Origin of the sequence: Streptococcus sp. 1559, assembly GCF_013276735.1 — a bacterium.
GTDB classification, from domain to species: Bacteria; Bacillota; Bacilli; order Lactobacillales; family Streptococcaceae; genus Streptococcus; species Streptococcus pseudopneumoniae.
Genome location: NZ_VMLO01000003.1, coordinates 1 through 24,611, shown reverse-complemented (window position 1 = coordinate 24,611; position 24,611 = coordinate 1). Strand labels below are relative to the sequence as shown.

The 24,611-nt window shown below is 37.1% G+C and carries 26 protein-coding genes and 1 pseudogene; 11 read left to right on the top strand and 16 right to left on the bottom strand.

Translation table 11 applies throughout. The annotated features are described in order from the left end of the window. Nucleotides 1-38 precede the first annotated feature (38 nt). Nucleotides 39-365 (top strand): annotated as a pseudogene (locus HT688_RS00335) (DNA-binding protein); the annotation flags it as partial. A 294-nt stretch (nt 366-659) separates the two neighbouring features. Here the strand turns inward: HT688_RS00335 and HT688_RS11590 are convergent. The 11 genes from HT688_RS11590 to HT688_RS00290 form a co-directional block, all read right to left on the bottom strand. Continuing rightward, nucleotides 660-866 carry a hypothetical protein gene (locus tag HT688_RS11590; protein ID WP_014632394.1) on the bottom strand — a complete coding sequence of 69 codons (207 nt, stop codon included), beginning with the start codon at nt 864-866 and terminating at the stop codon, nt 660-662. A gap of 1 nt (nt 867) precedes the next feature. Then, nucleotides 868-1,248 (bottom strand): SP_0115 family bacteriocin-like peptide, encoded by a 381-nt coding sequence (locus HT688_RS00330; protein WP_000424453.1) that lies wholly within the window; start codon nt 1,246-1,248, stop codon nt 868-870. Between the two features lie 55 nt (nt 1,249-1,303). Beyond that, the gene (locus HT688_RS00325) at nt 1,304-2,206 is read right to left on the bottom strand and encodes a hypothetical protein (RefSeq protein WP_172923437.1); all 903 of its coding nucleotides are present in this window, start codon (nt 2,204-2,206) and stop codon (nt 1,304-1,306) included. An 18-nt stretch (nt 2,207-2,224) separates the two neighbouring features. Further along, nucleotides 2,225-2,407 (bottom strand): hypothetical protein, encoded by a 183-nt coding sequence (locus tag HT688_RS11585; RefSeq protein ID WP_000511665.1) that lies wholly within the window; start codon nt 2,405-2,407, stop codon nt 2,225-2,227. Between the two features lie 6 nt (nt 2,408-2,413). Further along, on the bottom strand, nt 2,414-2,788 hold the full coding sequence (locus HT688_RS00320) for an SPH_0224 family bacteriocin-like peptide (RefSeq protein ID WP_061371279.1): 375 nt from the start codon (nt 2,786-2,788) through the stop codon (nt 2,414-2,416). A gap of 376 nt (nt 2,789-3,164) precedes the next feature. Further along, nucleotides 3,165-4,142 carry a hypothetical protein gene (locus HT688_RS00315; protein WP_061743318.1) on the bottom strand — a complete coding sequence of 326 codons (978 nt, stop codon included), beginning with the start codon at nt 4,140-4,142 and terminating at the stop codon, nt 3,165-3,167. A gap of 314 nt (nt 4,143-4,456) precedes the next feature. Further along, nucleotides 4,457-5,515: a hypothetical protein gene (locus tag HT688_RS00310; protein WP_023941052.1), complete on the bottom strand. Its 1,059-nt coding sequence runs from the start codon at nt 5,513-5,515 to the stop codon at nt 4,457-4,459. Nucleotides 5,516-5,624: 109 nt separating this feature from the next. Continuing rightward, nucleotides 5,625-5,948: a hypothetical protein gene (locus HT688_RS00305; RefSeq protein WP_023941053.1), complete on the bottom strand. Its 324-nt coding sequence runs from the start codon at nt 5,946-5,948 to the stop codon at nt 5,625-5,627. 145 nt (nt 5,949-6,093) lie between these two features. Beyond that, a complete protein-coding gene (locus HT688_RS00300; RefSeq protein WP_023941054.1) occupies nt 6,094-7,446 on the bottom strand; it encodes a beta-barrel domain-containing protein in 1,353 nt (450 codons plus the stop codon). Further along, nucleotides 7,443-7,910, bottom strand: coding sequence for a hypothetical protein (locus HT688_RS00295; RefSeq protein WP_001096141.1), 468 nt, complete (start codon nt 7,908-7,910; stop codon nt 7,443-7,445). The genes HT688_RS00300 and HT688_RS00295 overlap by 4 nt, the downstream gene beginning before the upstream one ends. Continuing rightward, nucleotides 7,903-10,122 (bottom strand): peptidase domain-containing ABC transporter, encoded by a 2,220-nt coding sequence (locus tag HT688_RS00290; protein ID WP_031222872.1) that lies wholly within the window; start codon nt 10,120-10,122, stop codon nt 7,903-7,905. The genes HT688_RS00295 and HT688_RS00290 overlap by 8 nt, the downstream gene beginning before the upstream one ends. Before the next feature lie 465 nt (nt 10,123-10,587). On the opposite strand from HT688_RS00290, the gene HT688_RS00285 reads away from it, so the two are divergent. Then, nucleotides 10,588-11,451 carry a helix-turn-helix domain-containing protein gene (locus tag HT688_RS00285; protein WP_001268157.1) on the top strand — a complete coding sequence of 288 codons (864 nt, stop codon included), beginning with the start codon at nt 10,588-10,590 and terminating at the stop codon, nt 11,449-11,451. Between the two features lie 51 nt (nt 11,452-11,502). Here the strand turns inward: HT688_RS00285 and apf are convergent, their stop codons facing one another. Beyond that, entirely contained in the window at nt 11,503-12,075 is a 573-nt protein-coding gene (apf, locus tag HT688_RS00280; RefSeq protein WP_016398064.1) for an aggregation-promoting factor, read from the bottom strand. 241 nt (nt 12,076-12,316) lie between these two features. Between apf and sdaAB the strand changes: the two genes are divergently transcribed. From sdaAB to HT688_RS11580, 4 genes are read left to right on the top strand one after another with little or no spacing between them, the layout of a single operon-like run. After that, nucleotides 12,317-12,988: an L-serine ammonia-lyase, iron-sulfur-dependent subunit beta gene (sdaAB, locus tag HT688_RS00275; RefSeq protein WP_000838914.1), complete on the top strand. Its 672-nt coding sequence runs from the start codon at nt 12,317-12,319 to the stop codon at nt 12,986-12,988. Between the two features lie 8 nt (nt 12,989-12,996). After that, nucleotides 12,997-13,869 carry an L-serine ammonia-lyase, iron-sulfur-dependent, subunit alpha gene (gene sdaAA / locus HT688_RS00270; RefSeq protein ID WP_000500040.1) on the top strand — a complete coding sequence of 291 codons (873 nt, stop codon included), beginning with the start codon at nt 12,997-12,999 and terminating at the stop codon, nt 13,867-13,869. A gap of 21 nt (nt 13,870-13,890) precedes the next feature. Further along, on the top strand, nt 13,891-14,523 hold the full coding sequence (locus HT688_RS00265) for an HAD family hydrolase (protein ID WP_023941060.1): 633 nt from the start codon (nt 13,891-13,893) through the stop codon (nt 14,521-14,523). 49 nt (nt 14,524-14,572) lie between these two features. Next, on the top strand, nt 14,573-14,848 hold the full coding sequence (locus tag HT688_RS11580) for a hypothetical protein (protein ID WP_050142007.1): 276 nt from the start codon (nt 14,573-14,575) through the stop codon (nt 14,846-14,848). Here HT688_RS11580 and HT688_RS00255 read toward each other — a convergent pair. Beyond that, nucleotides 14,827-16,677 carry a polysaccharide biosynthesis protein gene (locus HT688_RS00255; RefSeq protein ID WP_023941401.1) on the bottom strand — a complete coding sequence of 617 codons (1,851 nt, stop codon included), beginning with the start codon at nt 16,675-16,677 and terminating at the stop codon, nt 14,827-14,829. The two genes, HT688_RS11580 and HT688_RS00255, sit on opposite strands and share 22 nt — an antisense overlap. Before the next feature lie 67 nt (nt 16,678-16,744). Beyond that, nucleotides 16,745-17,875: a glycosyltransferase family 2 protein gene (locus HT688_RS00250; protein WP_000096212.1), complete on the bottom strand. Its 1,131-nt coding sequence runs from the start codon at nt 17,873-17,875 to the stop codon at nt 16,745-16,747. 57 nt (nt 17,876-17,932) lie between these two features. Here HT688_RS00250 and HT688_RS00245 point away from each other — a divergent pair, with 57 nt between their 5' ends. The 5 genes from HT688_RS00245 to HT688_RS00225 all read left to right on the top strand — a co-directional run bounded on the left by HT688_RS00245 (nt 17,933) and on the right by HT688_RS00225 (nt 22,174). Beyond that, a complete protein-coding gene (locus HT688_RS00245; RefSeq protein ID WP_050142008.1) occupies nt 17,933-19,099 on the top strand; it encodes a CynX/NimT family MFS transporter in 1,167 nt (388 codons plus the stop codon). 138 nt (nt 19,100-19,237) lie between these two features. Continuing rightward, entirely contained in the window at nt 19,238-19,564 is a 327-nt protein-coding gene (locus HT688_RS00240; RefSeq protein WP_023941403.1) for a PadR family transcriptional regulator, read from the top strand. Continuing rightward, nucleotides 19,551-20,144: a DUF1700 domain-containing protein gene (locus tag HT688_RS00235; RefSeq protein ID WP_023941404.1), complete on the top strand. Its 594-nt coding sequence runs from the start codon at nt 19,551-19,553 to the stop codon at nt 20,142-20,144. The genes HT688_RS00240 and HT688_RS00235 overlap by 14 nt, the downstream gene beginning before the upstream one ends. Then, nucleotides 20,137-21,048 (top strand): DUF4097 domain-containing protein, encoded by a 912-nt coding sequence (locus HT688_RS00230; protein ID WP_001229063.1) that lies wholly within the window; start codon nt 20,137-20,139, stop codon nt 21,046-21,048. The genes HT688_RS00235 and HT688_RS00230 overlap by 8 nt, the downstream gene beginning before the upstream one ends. A 61-nt stretch (nt 21,049-21,109) precedes the next feature. Then, nucleotides 21,110-22,174, top strand: coding sequence for a DUF6574 domain-containing protein (locus HT688_RS00225; protein ID WP_000808432.1), 1,065 nt, complete (start codon nt 21,110-21,112; stop codon nt 22,172-22,174). Between the two features lie 165 nt (nt 22,175-22,339). Here HT688_RS00225 and HT688_RS00220 read toward each other — a convergent pair whose 3' ends face one another. Together HT688_RS00220 and trhO are read right to left on the bottom strand one after the other, a co-directional pair. Further along, on the bottom strand, nt 22,340-23,200 hold the full coding sequence (locus tag HT688_RS00220) for a DUF4299 family protein (RefSeq protein ID WP_166736540.1): 861 nt from the start codon (nt 23,198-23,200) through the stop codon (nt 22,340-22,342). A 212-nt stretch (nt 23,201-23,412) separates the two neighbouring features. After that, nucleotides 23,413-24,399 carry an oxygen-dependent tRNA uridine(34) hydroxylase TrhO gene (gene trhO, locus HT688_RS00215; protein WP_001030029.1) on the bottom strand — a complete coding sequence of 329 codons (987 nt, stop codon included), beginning with the start codon at nt 24,397-24,399 and terminating at the stop codon, nt 23,413-23,415. Nucleotides 24,400-24,611: the final 212 nt, after the last annotated feature.

Below are 24,611 nucleotides of genomic sequence, written 5' to 3'. Positions count from 1 at the left end.
GTCTATCAGAATGTCCGTTTATTTGTCAATAATCCGAGAAAATCTTGCAACGCCTAGAAGTCTATAAAAACTATCAACATTTATATGACTTGCAAATAGCAATCCTGCTCAACCTTTCCACACTCTATCTATACAATCAAGATAAAAACATGTGTAAGCAAATCTGCTACACTTTACTAGAGGACGCCAAGAATAAGAAAAGCTACGATAGGCTGGCTATCTGCTATGTCCGTATTGGGATTTGTACAGACGATTCTAAACTTATCCAAAAAGGGTTCTCCCTTCTGGAGCTAACCGAGGAAACTTCTATGCTGTCTCATCTCAAAAAAGAAGTAGAGATCTATTACCAAGCGAAGGAAAGATAAAAAAGCCGAGGGATTTCCTCGACTCTTTACATATTATTTGTTCGTTAGTTCTTAATACTAGCCATTGTTAAACCAGAAGTTTTTAGCTCTGCCAAGCCACATAGTGTGTTTACTACTATGTGTCCATGTCACCATGAATCGCCGAACGATTTAACGAGAAAGTATGACTTTTACGTTTATCCCAACTCAATTATGACATTTTTTTCAAAAGTCAATATATCTCACTTTTTCAACGACAAGAAAGAGGCTGATAATCTACCAACCTCTTGTTTTTAAATACATTTCAAGTCCAAACTATTCTTTATAGAAAAAAGTCCTATAAATTCGAGCAATAGTTAAAATACAAACAAATATAATTCCCAAAATAGATAACACTATTTTCACAAAATTCATTTCAGAACCTATTATATATACGTGAAAAAAAGGGGCTATTCCTACACATATATACAATAAATAACTTACAAAGTTTATTTCACCAATTCCTGCAAAAAAATGTTTCATTTTAAGCAAAAATATAACCATCTAAGCTACCGTCAGCCCAATCAGCCCCATATGCGATTGCTCCACCTAGTGAAAATCCAGTAACAGTTAGTGCAACGTTTAGTGCAGTATTGACTAAATGGCCAGCTGCACTACCTACATGTTTAATTATTAAACTACGTAATGTTCTCGTAATAGCCCCTCTATTAGCTGAGATAGCTTTTTTTATCGCATAAGCAGAATAAATTGTTGCACCACCACTATAGATGGCCAAACCTACATCCAGAACTGTTGCAAAACTACCTCTACTATTCCACCAGTTACGACCAACACCACCCCCATCAAGATACATCATCTCTTCTTCATCAATCACAACATAATTATTTGGTAATACAAGTTCCATTTGTTTTCTCCTCCTTAGTTGAAATTGTTTCATTTGTTTTACAAATAGGACGAACTTAAACTATCTTTTTATTACTCAGTAATAATTTCCGAGATTTCATTTTATGATACTCTCTATTCATACAGAAATCAAAATTTTGCCTTAACCAACTTGTATAATAGAAAAAATCTAATTGATTTATTCTGATGAGCTGTATTCTAATTTTATCAACCTTTTCTTGCCAGTTGTTATTGTTACTAATAGAAATCTCATACAGCAGTAACTCGACAAGACCTGTACACAGAAGGGTGTTATGAGAATCTTCGATTTTTTTCAAAATATCCTCAAAAAGTTCACTATCCGTTAAAAAGGTGGATTGGTTCATCGCATCATAGAGAAGAAGGGACATTAAGTCAGAATAGCTTAATTCTGATTTTTGTATCTTATCCTTTAACGTATTTGTCAAATCACTTTCAAACGAATCTTCTTTTTCCCATTTATTTTGATTAAAAAGAAATTCCGTCTTATTAAAAACGAGATGATTGATATCCATTATAGTCCAGAAAAATATTGTAGTAAGCATGATGATTGCAAAAGGAATTTTTAAAATAAATACTAGGATAATAGCTATTTCAAGAATAAAACTCCATATCATTCTAGATTTTAAATCATCAACCGACAAACTTTTTCGATGGAATGAAAAATAGGGTGAGAACCTCACATTTACTTTCTTCCTGCCTATAAAAATAAAGGGAAAAATCGTAATAAGAGCTTCTTTCTTGTACAAATCTTTCAATGCGTATAGTATGTCTAAAACTATTTTTGATAAAATCAAACTACAGAAAGCAAGACTCATACTAATCACAAAATCAAGGGGAGATTCTAGATTCAATAGTAAGTTATTCACTAGGACATGCAACTCTAGCCACAAGACAAAAAGAGGGAGCATTAATAAAAAAATGATTAGTTTACGTATCATAATTTTACAGTGTCCTTATCATTTTCTTAATTTTGGATAAATTATCATTGCTATGATTAAAATCAAAAAAACGACATTAATCCAAATAATCAACTTTTTTATTTCTTCGCTAACAAAATCATAGGCTAAAAAAGTTATGGATGATATAAATAGACATACAAAAAAAATAATAACAAAAATTTTTTCCATTTTAATACCCATATCTAGTTACCACAAGGCGTTTAAATTTGGGTCTCTCCTATTTACATCATTGTTGGCCCAGATTGTTGTAATAGCATCACCAATTGACATCCAAGCTGCAAATCCATTAATAGCAGACAGTGCAAATCCTGCCACTCTATTTGCAACTCGTACCCCAACATATCTTGCAGCTACTCCAGCAATTGCGCTTGTAACTCGCCGCAAACCATAATTACGAATATAATTTCTAACTAGACTGATTGCTCCTCCACCTAAAACACCATTAAAAGCTATATTAATGGCTGTTGCAACAGGCCATCTCGGAATAGAAAATCCCCCATCAAAATACATCATCTCTTCTTGCTCAAGAGCAACATAATTATTTGGTAATACGAGTTCCATTTATTTTCTCCTTTTTTATTAAGCATAGTTAGGATAGTTTCCTAACAAGTGATAGACGACTGTGTTTATAGTACTTAGTTACCTAAATAAGATATCCTTTCTCTACCTTATTTGTTTTTATAGGTTACCTAAGGTTTAAAACCAATTATTGCTTGAAACTTAACAGTTCTAAACCACTAGCAATAAATGATTGCGAACTCACTAATACTATTTCAAAATTTATTTTTTTTGACTTAGTAACGCAATTCCAATTAGCAATACACCTATTATAAATAAAAGTATTTCCCAAAATTTATTATCCGTGTTAATGAGAGGTATAAGATACATACTGACTAATATGCAACTTGCCCCTATAATAGCAAATGTTATTCTAGTTTTATCTCCTAATTGAAACATGTTTGATCCCTATATACACTTCAAGCAAAAGTTGGATTTCTGAAATAGCTAAAGATAAAGATAATGGTTGCGAGCTATTTAAACTATCATCAATATTCTGCTCGATTAAAACAAAGTCTGGTCTTACCTCTAAAATTTTCTTTAACATTGATTCATATTTATTTTTTTCATTATAATGCCGTAAATATAGATTTAATTTTATAACATCCAACATACCATAAAGTGATATTGGATGATTTATTTTTTTAAATCGCTTAACTTCTAATAAATCAATTTGTTCACGCACGCTCTCTGAAAGATATGGCTTGATCAAACTGATATAAGATAAAGCCACGCATGGCAACTCAGATTTTGATTGCAATTTCCAAATTTCATGATAATCCTGAAGATTAAACTCACAATTCTTCTTAGATTCCAGTATTGTTAGTACCTTTGATTTTAACAGAAATAATTGTTGATTCTCAATTCTATAAAGTTTTTGTACTAATGCTATGATAATAGAAAATGGAATAAGAGGCAAAAGCAACGGTTTGTCATACACAAAAGTAAAGAAAAAATAGTATGAAATTAGTGTTGTAAAGTACAAGAAGTAGTAAAATTTAAACAGATTCTTAGTTGTTTGACTCTCCTTATAAAACACTGCTATTCCTGGACTAAATCCCATTAGTTGGTGAAAGAGAATTCGATAGTATTTCCTAGCTCCTATAATAATCACAAATATAAAATAAAAATAAATTGGTCTTAATTTACAAAAGATTGAGGAAACTAGTAATAGCAAAGTATGTAAGCATTGAGACAAAATATAGAATAACGGTATCGCCAATACAAAGGTTAAGATGGCATGAGAGGGGGTTCCTAAGATGTCCAATTTTATAAATACTGGGCTGACACAAAATATCGTGCTTATAAGCAGTAAAATTATTAAAATTGTGTCAAAAAAATAACGCTTATTTTTCATTTAGTCTACTTTCCATTGTTAAATAATACTACTGCTAACACCAAGCCAACTTAGCACATTGCATCACCTAATCCTGTGCTACTTGCCCATAATCCTTTAATGTTTCTACTAAAATTATTCCAATCTCCCCCATCAAGATAGCTTATTTATCCTAGACAACGCCTACTGCAACAGTATAAATAAGATTCATCAGCCATCTTTTCTGGCAATCATATGGGTAGCCTAATGATATTTCTAGTTACTCAAAAATATCTAGCTATACTAGAGTTATTTCTAATCCCTAGGACACTTGTTAATCCAAATGTAACAAATTTTCACCCCTTAATAGGACTCTTTCTGGAAAAAATATAAGGTCTATCTTTATAAAAAAATCTATCATATTGGGATGGCATGCATCTGGAATTTAAACAAGCTATAAATTCATTTATAACTACTATTTGTTTAGAGGCAACAGCATCTTGTATACCGCCCTCGAAAGAACCATCTTGTAATTCCGAAATATTTTTGTTTAAATATTGTTTTGACAAATCTCTTAATGCTTCATTATCGTAAATGATTCCCAAAAATCCAACCTTATATAGTAAATAATTTAAACTTACAAAGTAATTGAATCCCATAGTATATTTTTCTTTATAAAGCAAAGGTAAAACTTTATAAAAAATATCTAAGTCAACCTTACTCTGATTCTGAAGCAAGTAGGAGTCAAGCAAATTTTCAAAAATAGCTAACAATATGATTGGTGTAAGGTTTTTGTATTCACATGTCAAGTATTCCGAGTATCGTGCAGATGATATTTCTTTTATATAACTTTTTGAAAGCAAGATTTTTTCAAATTCATCATCTATTATTAATCTTCTATTTCCAATCCAAGCGGTATTGCTACCCAAATAAGATTGTACAAATAGCAATATATAAGAAAACATGAACGTAAATACTGAAAGAGGTAGAATTCTATGCGTAAAAAAATAGACGATAATGGTAGCCAGAAGTAAAGCTATCTCTCGTGACAATCGAATTCTTTTCAGCATCTTTTTTAACAGTCCGTAAGGTTGTCCTTGGCAATACTCTTGAACTAAATTAATCGGAATGACATCTCTCACCATTTCTGGAAAGTAGAGTAAGTTTATAGGCTGAAATCTCCAGCTCCCATCGTAAGTAAATGGATATAGAACCAAATACTTAAAAGATTTTTTTCTTATAAACTTAATTATCACAATATGAATGACTGTTGCAATGAAGTATATTAAATATAAAAGTAAAACCGCCATCAATATACTTACAAAAATCCCCTTGGAATCAATCAATGGAAAATAAAATATTGCAACTAGAAGCGAATAAAGTCCCGCTAATAAATATTTCTGATCATCTTTCATTCAAAACACCTTATCATTTTCAATCCCACAGAGGACTTTCTATAAAGCAATATTTGATAAAGCAGAGTTTTAAACCCTGCTTTATTCTAGTTATATAGAAAAGTTTCTACTAATAATATACTCTGTTGTTCCATAAATAGTGAACAGCTGCAGCTGTTCCTAATGCAGCAAGTCCTATAACTATAGGATTACCTGTCATAGCTGTTAATTTAGTAGTAATTCCTGGAAAATATGCCATCGCTGTCCAATACCCCCATTTCGCAATTGTGAGAGTAGAAGGTAGTCCAGCCGCTACTCTGTTAGCTGCATTAACTCCCAGTTTATATAAAAGACCTCCAATATTACGTGCAAAGTTTTGTGCATCTCCCCCATCAAGATACATCATCTCTTCTTGCTCAAGATCAACATAATTATTTGGTAATACGAGTTCCATTAAAATTCTCCTTTTTTATTAAGCATGGTTAGGATAGTTTCCTAACAAGTGATCGTTGACTTTGTTTATAGCACTTAGTTACCTAGATAAGATATCTTTCCTTTATCTTACTTTATTTTATAGGTGACTTAATGTTTAAAACCAATTATTGCTTGAAACTTAACATTTCCAAAATCCAATCAAGATAGGTTTCTTTATCATAGACAATCCGCACTTCAACTGGCATATCCTTTTGGAGGACGACTGTCTCACTTCCATGTTTTAGAGTTAAGGTTTCTAATTCTATCATGACTTTATAAAGACTAATATTGCCTTCTTTCGTTTCTTGGGAAATCGTTCCTGAATCAATCTGTCTGACTTGTCCCTTTAGTGTTCCATATTTTTGACTATTTACACCAGTAATAGCAACATCAGCTTTTGCTCCTTTCGAAACACGAGAAATATCACTCGCAAGTACAAAAGCTTCTACATAGTAACCTTTTTCTTTCCCTGAAACTTCTGCTATCGTTTGCCCCTGCTGAATAGACATTCCTTGTTTCAAAGGTACCAAATAATGCAGAGTACCTTCATTTGGCGCTAATATACTATGAGCTTTATCTTGACCTGTTGCCACTCCAAGATTAGCCTCAAGCTCTGTAATACTTTTATTGTTGTTTGAACGAGCAGTACCTAACTCACTAACTAATTGAGCATAAATATTATAAGCCTGAGAAGTTGGATCATTATAGGTACGGTTCATATCTTTAATATTGCTTTGTTGACTATCAATCTCGCTATTCTTAGAAGTAATATTTGTTTTTAATGCTTCGATTTTTGTTGTTATTTCTAATATCTTAGTTTCTAACTTAGCTTTATCATCAGCTGATGTCGTATCTGATAAGGAAGGGGAGTCTCCTTGCTGTTGAAGTTGAAGCAATTCATTTTGTAGAACTTGCAAGTCGGCATCTAACTGATTTCTTTCAGCTGTTATTTTATTCAACTTCGTATATTCATCCTGAATCTTTGAATACTGGGTACCATTATTATAATTTTCCGAGTTTAACTGAGACAGATAGTATTCAACTTTCCCATAATATTCCTGTTCTTCACCAGAATTAGATAAATGATTGTATTTCTCATTTAATGATTGTTCAAATTTTTGAAAGATAGCTTCTTTTGCACGTAACTTCTCCAATTGTTTATTTAAAGAGCTCGCTTGTAAACCTTCTTGTCCACTTGATAACGAAATAATGACATCTCCAGCATTTACCATATCTCCTTCTGACTTATGTAAAGTAACTACCTTCCCTGAACCAATTGCTGATAGGAACTCTGTACCTGTTATAACTGAATTTCCATTCGCTTTTACAATATAGTTTTTGGGTATATAAGCTGCGCCAACCAATGCACCGCTTAAGATAATAGCAGTTGAAATAATGAGAATAAACGCAAAAGCTGGTGGTCTCTTATCAAAGAAAATACGAGAATAACGTAATTCTGATTTATTATATAATTTCATAGGCTTACAATTGGTCTAAAAATATCTACTACCATTTTTTCAGGAGAAGAATTAACATAAACTGTATAGACAATCCCATCCGTTTGAATATCATTTTCATAGACATATAGATCCAATTTAGAATACGCATACTGTAGATACTCTGGACTGTCTTCAAAACGAACATATAAACAATATGGAACAGAGATAGAATCCTGTACATCATAAATGTTACTGTACTGTTGAGCATTATGAGCTTGAATATAAAACTCAAAATCAGTCGTTATTAATCCATCATCATGAATAGTAGTACCACAACTTTTTACAATTAATGGACCAAAAATTTGTGCTTTTAACAACTGCAAATGTTGATGAAATTTATTAATTTCCTGATCTACATCTTCTACTTTTGTATCATGTAACTTTTTACAGATAACTGACTTTAGTACCAGTTTTTTATTATCTTTTACCTCTAACTTAGCCATAAGTAACCTCCTCTGTATCTAACACAGCCTGTGACTGAATTTGTTGATTCACTTGAACGCTCTGCAAACCAACCATTCTAGCATACTTTCCATTTTTCGCCATTAGTTCTTCATGAGTACCATATTCCATAATAGTCCCATTTTCTAAAAAGCATATCTTATCACATCGAAGAATTGTAGACAGCCTGTGGGCTACTACAATTGTTGTCTTATCCATTATTTTATTAAAGATTAAATCCTGAATAATCTGTTCACTAAATGAATCTAAGTTAGAGGTTGCCTCATCAAATATATACAAATCAGCTTTACTCAGTAGTGCTCTTGCAATAGCCAATCGTTGTTTCTCTCCACCCGAGAAATTTTGACCGCCTTCTTCTACAAAGGAGCCATAACGATTTTGAAGACGTTGAATCGTATCATGAATACCAACAATACGACAAACTCTCACCATATCCTCATATGTAACAGAAGGATTACCAATTTTTAGATTATCAATAATTGTCCCTGTAAAGAGTTCTATGGTCTGAGGAATGTAGGAAATTTTCTTACGTAGTTTACCATAGTCAAGATCTGATAAGTCATTTTCTCCTATACGAATTTTCCCCTCACTCGGATTTATAAATCTTAATAACAAACGAACTAGCGTACTTTTTCCTGCTCCGCTTTCTCCAACAAAAGCTATTTTTTCTCCTTGTTTAATTCGCAAATTAAAGTCCTCGATAACAGGAGGGCGTGAACCATAGGCAAATGTTACATCTTTAAATTCAATGTCATCACATAAGGTGAAGTCTCTAATACTATAATCCAAGGCAATGTCTTCACGATCTACTTCCATCAATTCTTGAAGCCGACTAACCGCAACCTGTACCTCTTGAAAGGTTAACTGCAAGCCAACTAAATTCTGAATAGGTTCTGTAAAATATTGACTTAATGTCTGAAAAACCAAGAGGTCCCCAATAGTCATTTTTCCATCAATGATAAATAAGGCGCCCACTCCCATAAATAATAACCCACCCATGGTTGAGGTCATTGAAGATATTGTAGATTGAATATTCTGCAAAACACCCTCTTTATAACCAATTTCTAAAGTATGAACAAATTTTTCTTCAATTTTGTTTAAACGTTGTTCCTCATCATGCTGAGACTTAATGGTATCAATGTTACGAATAGATTCAATTAACTGTGAATTAAGAAGTCCATTTGCTTCCATTTGTTCATGATTAATTTTTTTATAAGGCTTTTTAAAACAGTATATAAGAATGATGTTAACAATAACCATAAAAACTAATATCAGAAATAAAGATTGATTAATAGTCCAAAGGACAACCGCACTAATAACTGACAAGGTGATATCCATGACTAATGAAATAGAGACTGACGTAAACACATTCTTTATCGTCATCGCATCTTGAAATCTTGTTAAAACATCACCAACTCTACGACTTCCAAAAAAACTATAAGGAAGATGAATAATATGGTCATAATATCCCATTAAAACCGGTATATCAATTTTTCGAGATAGAAACAAAAGAACGTGCTGACGAAATGCAGATAGAAGAGTCTGTAAGAACGACACTATTCCAAATACTATCAAAAACATATACAGACTATTTTTTAAAGCATATGGAATCACCTCGTCCATGATAACTTTTGAAAAGAGACTCGATAAAATACCAATGATACTTAAAACAAAGGAAGCTAATATGACTGTACTAATCAATCCTTTTTGATTAAAAATTAACGTTCCAAATAAATCAAGAAGTCCTTTTCCCTTTAGTTTCCCTCTTTCAAAATCCGAATTTGGAACCATAAAAAGAGTAATACCTTGATAAATTTCTCCCAGTTCGTCACTTGACATCTTGCGTATGCCACTAGCAGGGTCTGCTACGTAAAATTTACTATTCCTTTTGATACTATGTAATACCACAAAATGATTTTGACCTAAATCATTCTTAACTTGAAGAATCGCAGGAAATGTTAATTTTGGAGTCAAATCTTCCAGTGCTACTCGAACAGCTTTTACTGTAAAATTCAACTTATTCAGACCTGAAACAATACCACTGACAGTCGTTCCATACATGTCTGTACCAATAATTTCCCTAATCTTCATGATTGATAGTTCCTTTTTGTAAGATAAAAGAACTGTTGAAACAACTGCCGCAGCACAATCTGACTGGTCATGTTGCATCGTACAAGGATATTTTTTTAACATAGAAATACTCAATTCTTTAGAATTCATCTAACTTTTCTTTGATGTCACCCAAACCTCAATCACTGCCCAGTAGTTCTTGAATTAGTTTATTTTCAACCGTATCATTCTTTGTTCTTGATATCTTTCCAAGCATTGTAGTACAGCAGATTTTTGTCCAAGGACTAAGCCTCCTTTAACAACTCAAGCTCCCTTACATTATATCGGCCAGCCCCATGGAAAGATTATAGCCAGACTAATCAATGATATAATACATACTAGAATACAAAATATTTTTTTATTCATACTTTTTCTCCTATCTTTATTTTCTACCTACATCATACCTCTTATTAAGCTCATTTCAAAATTACGTTAACTTTTTTCACAAATTTATTTTTACTTTCTTTTTTACTTTTTACACTGCTATGATACAATATTTTTAACAAGATTTTATTATTTGTTAACTTTTTTCACAGAAAGGAGAAAATCATGCGTTATGATTTCGGAAAGGTCTATAAAGAAATACGTGAGTCAAAGGGGCTGACCCAAGAAGAGGTCTGTGGGGGTGTTCTCTCAAGAACCAGCTTATCAAAAATCGAAAGTGGCAAGACAACCCCAAAATATGAAAATATGGAATTTCTTCTCCGTCAAATCAATATGAGTTTTGAAGAGTTTGAATATATCTGTCAACTTTATCAACCAAGTCAACGCACAGAGATTATGCAAACCTATCTCAATATGCGTTCCATTATCGGGACCAGCGATCTTGTCAATTTATTTCAAAAATGCCAAGACTACCTCAAGACCCACCACGATCTCCCTATAGAAGAAATCAGAGATATGCTTGAAGTTGTCATTTATATCCGTCAACACGGGGCAGGTGAACTATCAGATCACGCAGAACAGGTTGTCAAAAAACTTTGGAGAAAAATTGAAAAACAAGATACATGGTATGAGAGTGATCTAAAAATCCTCAATACCATTCTTTTCAGTTTTCCCATTGAATACCTCCATCTCATCACTGGAAAAATATTGCAACGCCTAGAAGTCTATAAAAACTATCAACATTTATATGACTTGCGAATAGCAATCCTGCTCAACCTTTCCACACTCTATCTATACAATCAAGATAAAAACATGTGTAAGCAAATCTGCTACACTTTACTAGAGGACGCCAAGAATAAGAAAAGCTACGACAGGCTGGCTATCTGCTATGTCCGTATTGGGATTTGTACAGACGATTCTAAACTTATCCAAAAAGGGTTCTCCCTTCTGGAGCTAACCGAGGAAACTTCTATGCTGTCTCATCTCAAAAAAGAAGTAGAGATCTATTACCAAGCGAAGGAAAGATAAAAAAGCCGAGGGATTTCCTCGACTCTTTACATATTATTTGTTCGTTAGTTCTTAATACCAGCCATTGTTAAGCCAGAAGTTTTTAGCAGCAGTCCATGAACCGTAACGTCCTGCAACGTAGGCATCTGCTACACGTTCTTGGTTTTCAGCTGAGTAGTCACCGTTCAGGTATGAATCTGTTAATTGGTAACGTCCGATATAACGTCCATTTGTAGCTGTATAGCTACCACCTGATTCTTTTTGAGCGATCCATTCTTTGGCTTCTGCTTCAGATCCGCTTACAGTTGAAACAACTGTTTCACTTACTACTGGAGCTGAAACAGTTTCATCTTGAGCGGCTGGTGCCGCATAAGTAGCTGGCGCTGGTGTTGCAACAGGCGCTACAGGGCCATCGATAACCAACTCTTGACCAACATAAATCAAATGAATGTTATCAATGTGGTTGTTTTCTGCCAATTTTTCAACTGTTGTGTTGTGAGTTTCAGCGATTTCTGAAAGTGTATCACCTTCTTTAACAGTGTAAGTTGATGATTCTTGAGCAGATACAAATGATGGAGCAAATACTGCAAACAAGGCAGCTACTCCTGCAAGAGTTGCTTTAATCTTTTTAGTTATTGATTTCATATTCGAAAATTCTCCTTCTTTCTATAGTTCTATCATACCCTTTAAATATTACCGTTTCTTGACACTTTTATGTAGAAATATTACAAAATTATTTTTTATTTCCCTAGATAAGGTGTTTTTTGTCATAAAAGATACTATTTTTATGCTATTTGAGGTATTAGAAAGGTTTTCATCCACAATTAAAGTCAAGACCCTCATTCTTTGATATAATAGAGATAAGAATTTTTATAAGGGGAAACTGATGAAATCACTTCGTTTTCAATCTGTCTTTGATATCATCGGACCAGTTATGATTGGCCCATCTAGTAGCCATACCGCTGGTGCTGTTCGTATTGGGAAGATTGTCTCTTCCATTTTTGATGATACTCCGACAGAAGTTGAATTCCAACTTTTTAACTCATTTGCCAAGACCTATCGTGGTCACGGAACAGACCTAGCCCTTGTTGCAGGTATTTTAGGCATGGATACAGATGATCCTGAAATTCCAAACAGTCTGGAGATTGCCCACAAGCGTGGTATCAAGATTGTCTGGACCATTCAGAAAGACAGCAATGCCCCTCACCCCAACACCACTAAAATTACCGTCAAAAATGTCCACAAGACCATCAGCGTGACTGGTATTTCTATCGGTGGAGGAAATATTCAGGTAACCGAACTCAATGGTTTTGCCGTCTCTCTCAATATGAATACACCGACTATCATCATCGTTCATCAAGATATTCCAGGCATGATTGCTCTTGTAACAGAGGCGCTTTCCCGCTATGGTATCAATATCGCCCAGATGAATGTCACTCGTGAAAAAGCTGGTGAAAAAGCCATTATGATTATCGAAGTTGACAGTCGCAACTGTGATGAGGCTATCGAAGAAATTCGAAAAATCCCTCATCTCCACAATGTCAATTTCTTTAAATAGGAGGAAGCATGTTTTATTCTATCAAAGAATTGGTCGAGCAAGCAGATCTGGACTTTCAAGGAAATGTCGCAGAACTCATGATTACAACAGAGTTTGAATTGACCGGTCGCGAACGTGAAGAAGTCTTCCTTCTCATGGAACGCAATCTGGAAGTTATGAAAGCCTCTGTCCAACTTGGCCTCAATGAAAATAAATCTCGTAGTGGCCTGACAGGTGGAGATGCTGCCAAATTGGATCACTACATCAAAAACGAAAAAACTTTATCAGATTACACGATTCTCTCTGCTGCCCGAAATGCTATCGCAGTCAATGAACACAATGCTAAAATGGGCTTGGTCTGCGCTACTCCTACCGCAGGAAGTGCCGGTTGTCTCCCTTCCGTTCTCACTGCTGCTATTGAAAAATTAGACCTCAGCCACGAGCAACAATTGGATTTCCTCTTTGCTGCTGGTGCCTTTGGACTAGTCATCGCAAACAATGCCTCCATCTCAGGTGCTGAGGGCGGGTGTCAAGCTGAAGTTGGTTCAGCCTCTGCTATGAGTGCTGCCGCCTTGACTCTGGCTGCAGGTGGAACACCTTATCAGGCCAGTCAAGCTATTGCCTTTGTCATTAAAAATATGCTAGGCCTCATCTGTGACCCTGTTGCAGGTTTGGTCGAAGTTCCCTGTGTCAAACGTAATGCCATGGGAGCTAGCTTTGCTTTCATCGCAGCAGACATGGCCTTGGCAGGTATTGAATCTAAAATCCCTGTGGATGAAGTGATCGATGCCATGTACCAAGTAGGAGCAAGCATGCCAACTGCCTTTCGTGAAACAGCTGAAGGTGGACTCGCTACCACCCCTACTGGTCGTCGCCTCCAAAAAGAAATTTTCGGAGAATAAGCTTATCAAATAGGAGAAACCATGACCTCTATCACAGCGATTTTTTTCGATTTGGATGGAACCCTCGTTGATAGTTCTATCGGGATTCACAATGCCTTTACCTATACCTTTAAAGAGCTGGGGGTACCTAGCCCTGATGCCAAAACTATTCGTGGTTTTATGGGACCACCTCTTGAAAGTAGTTTTGCGACCTGCCTGTCCAAAGACCAAATTTCTGAAGCCGTGCAGATATATCGTTCTTACTATAAGGCAAAAGGCATCTATGAAACTCAACTCTTTCCTCAGATTATAGACTTGCTTGAGGAGTTATCGAGCAGTTATCCACTCTACATCACCACGACAAAGAATACATCTACTGCTCAAGACATGGCAAAAAACTTGGAAATCCATCATTTCTTTGATGGCATTTATGGTTCTAGCCCTGAAGCACCCCATAAGGCAGATGTCATTCACCAAGCCTTGCAGGCACATCAACTAGCACCAGAACAAGCCATCATCATCGGAGATACCAAGTTTGATATGCTGGGAGCTCGAGAAACAGGTATTCAGAAATTGGCCATCACTTGGGGATTTGGAGAGCAAGCAGATCTACTAAACTATCAACCTGATTATATCGCTCACAAACCCTTAGAAGTTTTGGCGTATTTTCAATAGCATAGACTGGGTAACAACTCCATTTCAGAAGAAAATGAAGTAATACTCAATGAAAATCAAAGAGCAAACTAGGAAACTAGCTGCGGGCTGCTCAAAACACTGTTTTAAGGTTGTAGATGGAACTGACGAAGTCAGCTCAAAACACTGTTTTAAGGTTGTGGATGGAACTGACGAAGTCAGTAACTATACGCACGGCAAGGCGACGTTGACGTGGTTTGAAGAGATTTTCGAAGAGTATAAGTCTCTACATAACAAAACGCATATTACCAAGGTTCAAAACTTGATAATATGCGTTTTTCTTTTTTATTCAACGTGGGTTGTTTGATTGGCAAAGGCGATAATAGCTTGCTTCAACTCATCTCCGCTGAGAGTGCAGAATTCTTCAATCTTTTGATTGATGGCTTCTAGAGGCATGACATTGACCTTACCAACGAAAATCTTATCCATAACTTGGTTATCAACAAGTTCGGTTGATACCAAGAGTTCTTCGTAAAGTTTTTCACCTGGGCGGATTCCAACTTCAACGATTGGAATTTCGCTTTCGGTGTGCCCACTTAGAAGGACCATTTTCTTGGCCAAGTCATAGATTTTGACTGGTTTGCCCATATCAAGGATAAAGACTTCCCCATCCTTGGCATAAGCACCAGCATGGATAACCAAACGGCTAGCTTCTGGAATAGTCATAAAGTAACGGGTCATGCGGAAGTCTGTCACCGTTACAGGACCACCTTCAGCAATCTGGCGTTCAAAGACTGGAATGACACTACCACGGCTACCAAGAACATTTCCAAAACGAACTGCACAGTAGGTCGATTGGCTACGTTGGTTAAAACCAGTGACAATCAACTCAGCCACGCGCTTGGTTGCTCCCATAACATTTGGTGGATTAACCGCCTTATCTGTCGAAATCATAACCATCTTAGGTACTTTGGCTTCATCAACAGCTCTAGCAACATTGTAAGTTCCGCGGATATTGTTCTTGAAGGCTTCTTTTGGATTGCGCTCCATCATAGGAACGTGCTTGTGGGCAGCCGCATGATAAACAATAGCTGGCTTGTACTGCTCAAAGACTTGCAAGAGACGGTCATAGTCTTGAATATCGGCAATCACTGGCACATAATCAATCCCTTGGAACTTGCGAATCAATTCATGATAAACAAGGTAGATTGAGTTTTCCCCATGACCGAGCAAGACAATGCGTTCAGGATTGAAGCGACTAACTTGACGACAGATTTCAGAACCGATTGAACCTCCAGCTCCTGTGACTAAGATGGTCTTACCTGTCAGTTCTGCACCCAGACGCGATTCGTCAAGACGAATTTCCTGACGACCCAAAAGGTCTGTGATATCAATCTTCTGGAAGCCTCCACCTGCTGGGTGAAGTCCTTGAACAACCGTTTCAACATTAGGCATCTTGTAACATTTGACATCCAGCTTATTACACATCTGCAAGATACGCTCATATTCTGACGGGTCAAGCGACGGAATTGCAACGATAATTCGCTCGATTTGATGGCGTTTGGCTAATTCAGGCAGATTGTCATAAGAGCCTAAAACAGGGATACCACCAAGTTTTTGACCCTTTTTCTTAGCATCCTTATCCAAAATACCAACAAGTTCCAAATCACTGGTTGGGTGTTGGTAACTGTTCATAAAGAGGGCTCCGCCATCACCAGCACCAATCAAGAAGGTTCGACGGTGTTCTCCATCGCCACTTCCTTTTTTGCGTCTAGAGTAGATTAACTGCCAAGTAATCCGTGGCAATAAAATCAAGAAGGTACTCAACAAGATAAAGAGAATGATGAAACGGATGGAGAAGAGTGGCAAGAAGGCATAGCAGATTCCATAAGACAAAACACTGCTGGCAGTCACACCAAAAAAGATTTTCATGAAATCCGTAATCTTGCTGTAACGACTAATACTAGCATTCAACCCCCAAAAACCAATCATCAATTGATAGAACAGAAAGGCCAAACTCGTATAGATAATGTAGTCAACAGGTGCTGGATTAATCAGCCCATAAAATAAAATATAAGATACAATGATCGAAACCACCATACTGAAAATATCAAATATTCCCCAGAAAACCTGCTTTTGTTGTTTATTTAAAATTTCCACCAGATCAATCACATAATCTGTTAGTTTTTTATTCATGTCAATCTACTCCTCCTTAAAAGAGTTTTACTATATTGTTATTGTAGCACATTTTAATTTATTTGGCTTATTTTTCCAAATAAATTACTGTTCCCTTGTACTCTTTCTTCCATTTAAATCCTCTAATTAAACCTACAATCGTTCCAAGGCCATAAGCAAAGTGAATGGAAAATAAAAGAAAGGGCATCACAATTAGAAATCCATTTTTATGTTTTAATAAAGTCAGCAAAGTGAGTAGTGATAAAAGTAAAAAATAGGCGCCTAATAGTAAAGTTATGAATACGAATGTGATCGGTAACAATGCTAGACTAAACACAAGACTCAAAACAAATAAACAAGGAACATAGTGAAATAATGATAAACACTTAAACTGAACATGACTTGTCAAGCCAATCCACAAACCATTTGAATACTTTTGATGCAGCATTTTCTTGAATGTTGGTCGAATATACTGATAAGATAGAATACTTGGGCTATAGCGGATTTTATAACCATGTTCTCGAATTCTATAATGAATATCATTATCTTCAGTTCGGCCAAGTTGCTCATTTACTAAACCAACCTTCTGGAAAACCTCTCGTTTATACATCCCATGAAAAATAGAAGAAACATATCTATCCTCGGCACTATTTCGATAATTGGCAATGCTACTGCCAAACATATTTTCCTCAACAAGATGCAAGGTCTCTGCCCATTTTCCTTTTCCTTCGACAATCGTCGGTCTAGGCCCCCCACAGACAAATTCACCTTGTTGAATAATAGCCACATTGTTCATTACAAAAGTCTCAGTAACTTTTGAATGAGCATCAATTTTTAAAATAAGGTCCCCTACAGAATGTTTAACTCCCAGGTTAAAACCACTAGCTTGATTTTTCTTAGGATTGTTATACAATCTAATTGAGTTAAACTCTGTATCTTCCTTTATCAATTGCTGAATGATAGCTGTGGTCCCATCTGTGGACATAGCATTTATAAATAGAATTTCAATATTCTCTTTAGGATAGGTTTGATTTTTTAAGTCTTCAATTAGACCAGGCAGATATTTTTCTTCATTGTATGCACTGATTACAATGGATACGAGAAGACTTTTAACATTTTGAGTCACTACTACTCTCCTGAATTTTTCCTTCCACCATTCTATCATAATTTTCAAGACTTTCCCATTTTTATCTTGAAAGCCAGAAACCTTACTTGACATTATAGTGAAAAAGCCTTAAAATAAGCTGTTATTAAAATCAGCTATAAGAGGTATTATATGAAAAAGCAATCACTCTTTTTTGTTCCAGGTATTATCCTGATTGGTGTTTCCTTGCGAACTCCTTTTACTGTTTTACCCATTATTTTGGGAAATATTTCGCAAGGTCTAGAGGTAGAAGTTAGTTCGCTTGGTGTCTTGACCAGCCTGCCTCTCCTTATGTTTACCCTCTTTTCACCATTTTCTACCCGACTGGCTCAGAAAATCGGCTTGGAGCATCTCTTCACCTACAGCCTCTTCTTCTTGACCATCGGCTCACTTATTCGACTAATCAATCTGCCCCTGCTCTATCTAGGAACCTTGATGGTTGGGGCAAGTGTCGCAGTCATCAATGTCCTGCTTCCTAGTCTTATCCAAGCCAATCAACCAAAGAAAATTGGTTTTCTGACCACCTTATATGTAACCTCTATGGGGATTGCAACGGCTCTGGCTTCCTATCTAGCTGTGCCCATTACACAAGCCAGTTCTTGGAAAGGACTTATCCTCCTCCTCACGTTACTCTGTCTAGCAACTTTTTTGGTCTGGCTCCCAAATCACCGCTATAATCATAGACTAGCTCCACAAACCAAACAAAAAAGTCAAATAAAGGTCATGCGTAATAAACAGGTTTGGGCAATTATTATCTTTTCAGGTTTTCAATCCTTGATCTTTTACACCGTCATGACCTGGTTACCTACCATGTCTATCCATGCAGGTCTATCCAGTCACGAAGCTGGCTTGCTGACTTCTATCTTCTCTCTGATTAGCATTCCTTTCTCAATGACCATCCCAAGCCTGACAACCAGTTTATCTACTCGCAACCGTCAGCTCATGCTCACTCTGGTTTCACTAGCTGGTGTGGTCGGCATTGCCATGCTCTTTTTCCCAGTCGGTAATTTCTTTTACTGGCTTGCCATCCATCTCCTCATCGGAACCGCAACAAGCGCCCTCTTCCCTTATCTCATGGTCAACTTTTCACTCAAGACAAGCGCCCCTGAAAAGACAGCCCAATTGTCTGGTTTATCTCAAACAGGAGGCTATATCCTAGCAGCTTTTGGTCCAACCCTCTTTGGTTACAGTTTTGACCTGTTCCACTCTTGGGTACCAGCTGTAGCTGCCCTCTTACTCGTCGATATTCTGATGACTGTAGCCCTCTTTACAGTGGACAGAGCGGATAAGATCCTTTAAACTTCTAGTTTTAGCTAGAAGTTTTTTATATATAAAAATTTTACACATTTCTCTTGACAGGGCTTTCTTTTAGATGTACAATGTATGTGTAGAAAAATTATATATAAAAATCTTACACATTAGAAAAGGAGGTTTCCCATGTACTTTCCAACATCCTCTGCCTTGATTGAATTTCTCATCTTGGCCGTACTGGAAAAAGGGGATTCTTATGGTTATGAGATTAGCCAAACCATTAAGCTGATCGCTAATATCAAAGAATCCACACTCTATCCCATTCTCAAAAAATTGGAAGGCAATAGCTTTCTGACAACCTATTCTAGAGAGTTCCAAGGTCGCATGCGCAAATACTACTCCTTGACAAATGGTGGTATAGAACAGCTCGTGACCCTAAAAGATGAATGGGCACTCTATACAGACACCATTAATGGCATCATAGAAGGGAGTATCCGCCATGACAAGAACTGAATACCTGACTCAGCTAGAACTCTATCTCAAAAAACTGCCTCAGGCTGACCAAATTGAAGCCATGGACTATTTCAGGGAACTCTTTGACGATGCTGGAGTCGAAGGAGAAGAAGAACTCATTGCCAGTTTGGGAACTCCCAAAGAAGCAGCCCACGAAGTTCTATCCAATCTTCTCGATAAAAAAATCAATGAGGCACCCGCTCAAAAAAATAACCGACAAATTTTACATATCGCCTTGTTAGCTCTCCTTGCAGCACCTATCGGCATTCCTCTGGGAATCGCCATCCTCGTGACCCTGTTCGCAATCCTTGTGGCCGCTTTGACTGTCATTCTGGCTTTCTTTGCGATTTCCATACTTGGTATCATTGGCGGATTCCTATTTTTAGTTGAAAGTTTCACTGTCTTAGCCCAAGCCAAACCAGCCTTTATCTTGATTTTCGGTTCTGGTTTACTGGCTATCGGTGCTTCTTCACTAGTTTTACTAGGCATTTCCTATGTAGCTCGTTTCTTCGGTCTACTCATTGTTCGCTTGGTGCAATTTGTTCTTAAAAAAGGAAAGAGAGGTGACCAGCATGCGTAAATTGACAAAAGGATTTCTCATTTTTGGTGTGGTGACTACCGTTATCGGCTTTATCCTGCTCTTTGTAGGCATCCAATCTGACGGAATCAAGAGCCTACTTTCCATGTCCAAAGAACCTGTCTATGATAGCCGTACGGAAGAGCTAACCTTTGGCAAGGAAGTCGAAAATCTAGAGATTACTCTCCATCAACACGCACTGACCATCACAGACTCTTTCGATGATCAAATCCACATTTCTTACCATCCATCACTTTCTGCTCACCATGATCTTATCACCAATCAGAACGATAGAACTCTGAGTCTCACTGATAAGAAACTGTCTGAAAGTCCATTTATCTCTTCTGGAATTGATGGGATTCTCCATATTGTAAGTAGTTCATCTAATCGTTTTAATGATGTCATCATCAGACTGCCAAAAGGGAGAACTCTAAAAGGGATCAACATCTCAAGCAATCGTGGACAAACCACCATCATAAATGCTAGCCTTGAAAATGCGACCCTCAATACAAACAGCTATATCCTCCGAATTGAAGGAAGTCGTATCAAAAACAGTAAACTCACAACGCCCAATATCGTTAATATCTTTGATACAGATATTACAGATAGTCAGCTAGAGTCAACAGAGAATCACTTCCACGCTGAAAATATCCAAGTTCATGGTAAGGTTGAACTGACTGCCAAAGATTATCTCAGAATCATCCTAGACCAGAAAGAAAACCAACGAATTAACTGGGACATCTCAAGTAACTACGGTTCTATCTTCCAATTCACAAGGGAAGAGCCTGAATCAAGAGGCACGGAATTAAGCAACCCTTACAAAACTGAAAAAACCGATGTCAAGGATCAACTCATTGCGAGATCTGATGATGATATTGAACTAATATCCACACCAATCAGACGTTGACAAAAACGCTTACATCTGCTACTATGGAAACATATTTATCTAACTAAAAGGAGGTTCTACCATGAAACAAGAATGGTTTGAAAGTAATGATTTTGTAAAAACAACAAGCAAGAACAAGCCTGAAGAGCAAGCTCAAGAGCTTGCAGACAAGGCTGAAGAAACGATAGCCGATCTCGATACACCAATTGAAAAAAATACTCAGTTAGAGGAGGAAGTCTCTCAAACTGCAGTCGAATTGGAAAGCCAGCAAGAAGAGACAATTGAAACTCCTGAAGACGGTGAAGCGAGAACAGAAATAAAAGAAAAGAAGGCATCTAATTCTAGTGAAGAAGAGCCAGACCTTTCTAAAGAAACAGAAAAAGTCACTATAGCTGAAGAGAGCCAAGAAGCTCTTCCTCAGCAAAAAGCAACCACGAAAGAGCCTCTTCTTCTCAGTAAATCTTTAGAAAGTCCTTATATCCCCGACCAAGCTCCAAAATCTAGGGATAAATGGAAAGAGCAAGTGCTTGATTTTTGGTCTTGGCTAGTGGAAGCAATCAAATCTCCTACAAGCAAGCTTGAAACAAGTAGCACACACAGCTACACAGCCTTTCTCTTGCTCATTCTATTTTCTTCATCTTCCTTTTTCTTTAGTATCTACCACATCAAACATGCTTACTATGGACATATAGCAACCATAAACAGCCACTTCCCTGAGCAACTAGCACCTTTAACTCTCTTTTCTATCATCTCTATCCTAGTAGCAACAACACTCTTCTTCTTTTCATTCCTCTTGGGTAGTTTCGTTGTGAGACGATTTATCTACCAAGACAAGAACTGGACGCTGGAAAAGATTCTCCAACAATATAGTCAACTCTTGGCAATTCCAATCTTCCTAACTGCCATTGCTAGTTTCTTTGCCTTCTTTGATAGCCTACGATTTTCAGCCCTTTTGTGTGTGATTAGCATTGGAATCATTCTGCTTGCTAGCCTCCATATCATTACGAGACCTAGTCAAGCAAGTGAAAGCGACTCCTTCTATCAATTATTCTTGTCTGTCCTTGTGAACGGAGTCATTATCCTCCTCTTCTTTGTAGCTGAAGTGGCACTGATTGGAGATTATCTTCGTATCTTAGCCTTTCTTTAAACTTCATACTCTTCGAAAATCTCTTCAAACCACGTCAGCTTCGCCTTACCGTAGATATATGTTCCTGACTTTGTCAGTNNTTTGATTTTCATTGAGTAGCAATCCTGTCTTTCATGGCAGGATTTTTCTATGCCAAAAAAGCAAGTCGATTGACCTGCTTCTGCTTTACTTTTCTTGTGCTAATGCTTTAAAATATTTGTCTAAGATGGGTTGTACTTCTAATTGATTGGCGTCTAGTTGGTGGTAAGATGCTGATGGTAGTGACTCTAGGAATTTTGCATAGTCCAAGCGAGCAATGGCTTCATAGTTTTCTGGTTTAGAGCCATCTCCTGTGATTTGAACCAAGTCAATCTCCCACTGCACTTCCTTATCCACCAATTGCTCAATATAAGCTGCAGGCACAAATGGTTCTTCCGGTAAAACAGTCTTGACTCCTTGAGCCAGATGGTAAACACCGTGCACTTGGCCTTCTCCATCCTGATAGAAGGAAACTCTTGCAAAGTAAGCATCGGTCTCTTGAACCGCACGCACACGCGCTTCAAACTGAGCCAAACCATCTTCCTCTAAAAAGCTTTTCAAGTCCTCATGACTAAAGAAAATAGGATTAAAAATTCCTTGGCAAATCGTAAAACGAACTGCATTATCTGTCAGATGGGCTTGAATACTTGCTTGGAAATAAGCTTCAAAATCAAAACCATCTAGCCCTTCAATATCAGTCCCTGTATAAGCAAGCAAAGCATCTAAAAATGACTTGATGATCTCCCAGTCTGTCTTCGTGAGTAGGTCAGGAAGATCGACACGGTAAGCCTTTTGACCATCAGCATAACTGACTTTAAAAAGAAATTGTGATTGCCCCACTATCGCACACTCGATATACTCGAGACGGTTAAGAGGCTGACGGAGATAGACAGCATCATAGCTATGTGACTCCAAACCATCTACCAAGGCCAAGATGGACTTGGCAGTCAAAATTTCCTGTTCTCCTAAAATGCTCTGTTTATTTGGAATAAAAATTGTTTTCTCCATAACTGGACTCCTTTGAAATCGTTTACATACAGTATACCTTATTTTTCTGAAAGATACAAAAACAAACTTTATACTCTTCGAAAATCTCTTCAAACCGCGTCAGCTTCGCCTTGCCGTAGATATATGTAACTGACTTCGTCAGTCNNTTTTCATTGAGTATTAGATTTTTGAGTAAAAAGCATAGAAAAACAGCCCCTGAGGACTGTTTGATCTTATACAGTAGCTGCCTGATCCAAGCTTTCACCGATAGCGGCTAGGCGCTCGATCACTTCAGCTTGTGTCAATTCATTTTTTGAAACATAGCGGTTACGTGGGTGAACACGGCACTCGTGTGAGCATCCACGAAGGTACTTGTCTTCATTTTCTTCTGATGTCAAGATACGACGGTTACAGAAGGGATTTCCACAGTTGACATAACGTTCACATGGTGTTCCATCAAACCAGTCTTTCCCTACGATGGTTGGGTTGACATGGTTGACATCAACGGCGATACGCTCGTCAAAGACGTACATTTTCCCATCCCAAAGCTCACCTTGAACTTCTGGGTCTTTACCGTAAGTTGCAATTCCTCCGTGCAATTGGCCGACATCTTTGTAGCCTTCACGGACCATCCAGCCTGAGAATTTCTCACAGCGAACGCCACCTGTACAGTAAACCACGACGCGCTTGTCCATGAATTTTTCCTTGTTATCACGGACCCATTGTGGCAACTCACGGAAGTTGCGGATGTCTGGACGGATAGCCCCACGGAAGTGTCCTAGGTCGTACTCATAATCGTTACGTGTGTCAAGGACAACTGTATCTTTATCAAGAAGGGCTTCTTTGAACTCTTTTGGAGACAAGTAAGCACCTGTTGTTTCAAGTGGGTTGATGTCATTGTCAAAGTCGTTGTCTTCCAAACCAAGGTGGACAATCTCTTTCTTGTAGCGAACAAACATCTTCTTGAAGGCTTGTTCACTTTCTTCGTCAATCTTGAACCAGAGGTCCTCCATGCCTGGGAGGCTGTGAACGTAGTCCATGTATTTTTGAGTTGTTTCATAGTCACCTGAAACTGTTCCGTTAATTCCCTCGTCAGCGACTAGGATACGGCCTTTAAGGCCGATTGATTTACAGAAAGCCAAGTGGTCTGCAGCAAATTGCTCTGCATTTTCAATTGGAGTGTAAAGGTAGTAAAGTAAGACACGAATATCTTTTGCCATAAGATTTGTTCTCTTTTCTATTCTTAAATTTTCTAAATTTTTTATTTATCCATACCAGTATACCTGCTTGAGAAAACGAATGCAATTTATTTGACTGGAAATTGTAGAGGGTTATCGAAATTTCCTGAATGGTTATACTCTTCGAAAATCTCTTCAAACTACGTCAGCTTCACCTTGCCGTAGGTATATGATACTGACTCTGTCAGTTCTAT

Bases quoted from the DNA above. Each gene is read 5' to 3' on its own strand.
- HT688_RS00330 (WP_000424453.1), bottom strand. From the start codon at position 1,248: ATGGAACTTGTATTACCAAATAATTATGTTGTGATTGATGAAGAAGAG.
- HT688_RS00320 (WP_061371279.1), bottom strand. From the start codon at position 2,788: ATGGAACTCGTATTACCAAATAATTATGTTGCTCTTGAGCAAGAAGAG.
- HT688_RS11590 (WP_014632394.1), bottom strand. From the start codon at position 866: ATGAAACATTTTTTTGCAGGAATTGGTGAAATAAACTTTGTAAGTTAT.
- HT688_RS00245 (WP_050142008.1), top strand. From the start codon at position 17,933: ATGAAAAAGCAATCACTCTTTTTTGTTCCAGGTATTATCCTGATTGGT.
- HT688_RS00300 (WP_023941054.1), bottom strand. From the start codon at position 7,446: ATGAAATTATATAATAAATCAGAATTACGTTATTCTCGTATTTTCTTT.
- sdaAB (WP_000838914.1), top strand. From the start codon at position 12,317: ATGAAATCACTTCGTTTTCAATCTGTCTTTGATATCATCGGACCAGTT.
- apf (WP_016398064.1), bottom strand. From the start codon at position 12,075: ATGAAATCAATAACTAAAAAGATTAAAGCAACTCTTGCAGGAGTAGCT.
- HT688_RS00230 (WP_001229063.1), top strand. From the start codon at position 20,137: ATGCGTAAATTGACAAAAGGATTTCTCATTTTTGGTGTGGTGACTACC.
- HT688_RS00225 (WP_000808432.1), top strand. From the start codon at position 21,110: ATGAAACAAGAATGGTTTGAAAGTAATGATTTTGTAAAAACAACAAGC.
- sdaAA (WP_000500040.1), top strand. From the start codon at position 12,997: ATGTTTTATTCTATCAAAGAATTGGTCGAGCAAGCAGATCTGGACTTT.
- HT688_RS00295 (WP_001096141.1), bottom strand. From the start codon at position 7,910: ATGGCTAAGTTAGAGGTAAAAGATAATAAAAAACTGGTACTAAAGTCA.
- HT688_RS00235 (WP_023941404.1), top strand. From the start codon at position 19,551: ATGACAAGAACTGAATACCTGACTCAGCTAGAACTCTATCTCAAAAAA.
- HT688_RS00255 (WP_023941401.1), bottom strand. From the start codon at position 16,677: ATGAATAAAAAACTAACAGATTATGTGATTGATCTGGTGGAAATTTTA.
- HT688_RS00265 (WP_023941060.1), top strand. From the start codon at position 13,891: ATGACCTCTATCACAGCGATTTTTTTCGATTTGGATGGAACCCTCGTT.
- HT688_RS00310 (WP_023941052.1), bottom strand. From the start codon at position 5,515: ATGAAAGATGATCAGAAATATTTATTAGCGGGACTTTATTCGCTTCTA.
- HT688_RS00250 (WP_000096212.1), bottom strand. From the start codon at position 17,875: ATGTCAAGTAAGGTTTCTGGCTTTCAAGATAAAAATGGGAAAGTCTTG.
- HT688_RS11585 (WP_000511665.1), bottom strand. From the start codon at position 2,407: ATGGGTATTAAAATGGAAAAAATTTTTGTTATTATTTTTTTTGTATGT.
- HT688_RS00305 (WP_023941053.1), bottom strand. From the start codon at position 5,948: ATGGAACTCGTATTACCAAATAATTATGTTGATCTTGAGCAAGAAGAG.
- HT688_RS00285 (WP_001268157.1), top strand. From the start codon at position 10,588: ATGCGTTATGATTTCGGAAAGGTCTATAAAGAAATACGTGAGTCAAAG.
- HT688_RS11580 (WP_050142007.1), top strand. From the start codon at position 14,573: ATGAAAATCAAAGAGCAAACTAGGAAACTAGCTGCGGGCTGCTCAAAA.
- HT688_RS00290 (WP_031222872.1), bottom strand. From the start codon at position 10,122: ATGTTAAAAAAATATCCTTGTACGATGCAACATGACCAGTCAGATTGT.
- HT688_RS00325 (WP_172923437.1), bottom strand. From the start codon at position 2,206: ATGATACGTAAACTAATCATTTTTTTATTAATGCTCCCTCTTTTTGTC.
- HT688_RS00315 (WP_061743318.1), bottom strand. From the start codon at position 4,142: ATGAAAAATAAGCGTTATTTTTTTGACACAATTTTAATAATTTTACTG.
- trhO (WP_001030029.1), bottom strand. From the start codon at position 24,399: ATGGCAAAAGATATTCGTGTCTTACTTTACTACCTTTACACTCCAATT.
- HT688_RS00220 (WP_166736540.1), bottom strand. From the start codon at position 23,200: ATGGAGAAAACAATTTTTATTCCAAATAAACAGAGCATTTTAGGAGAA.
- HT688_RS00240 (WP_023941403.1), top strand. From the start codon at position 19,238: ATGTACTTTCCAACATCCTCTGCCTTGATTGAATTTCTCATCTTGGCC.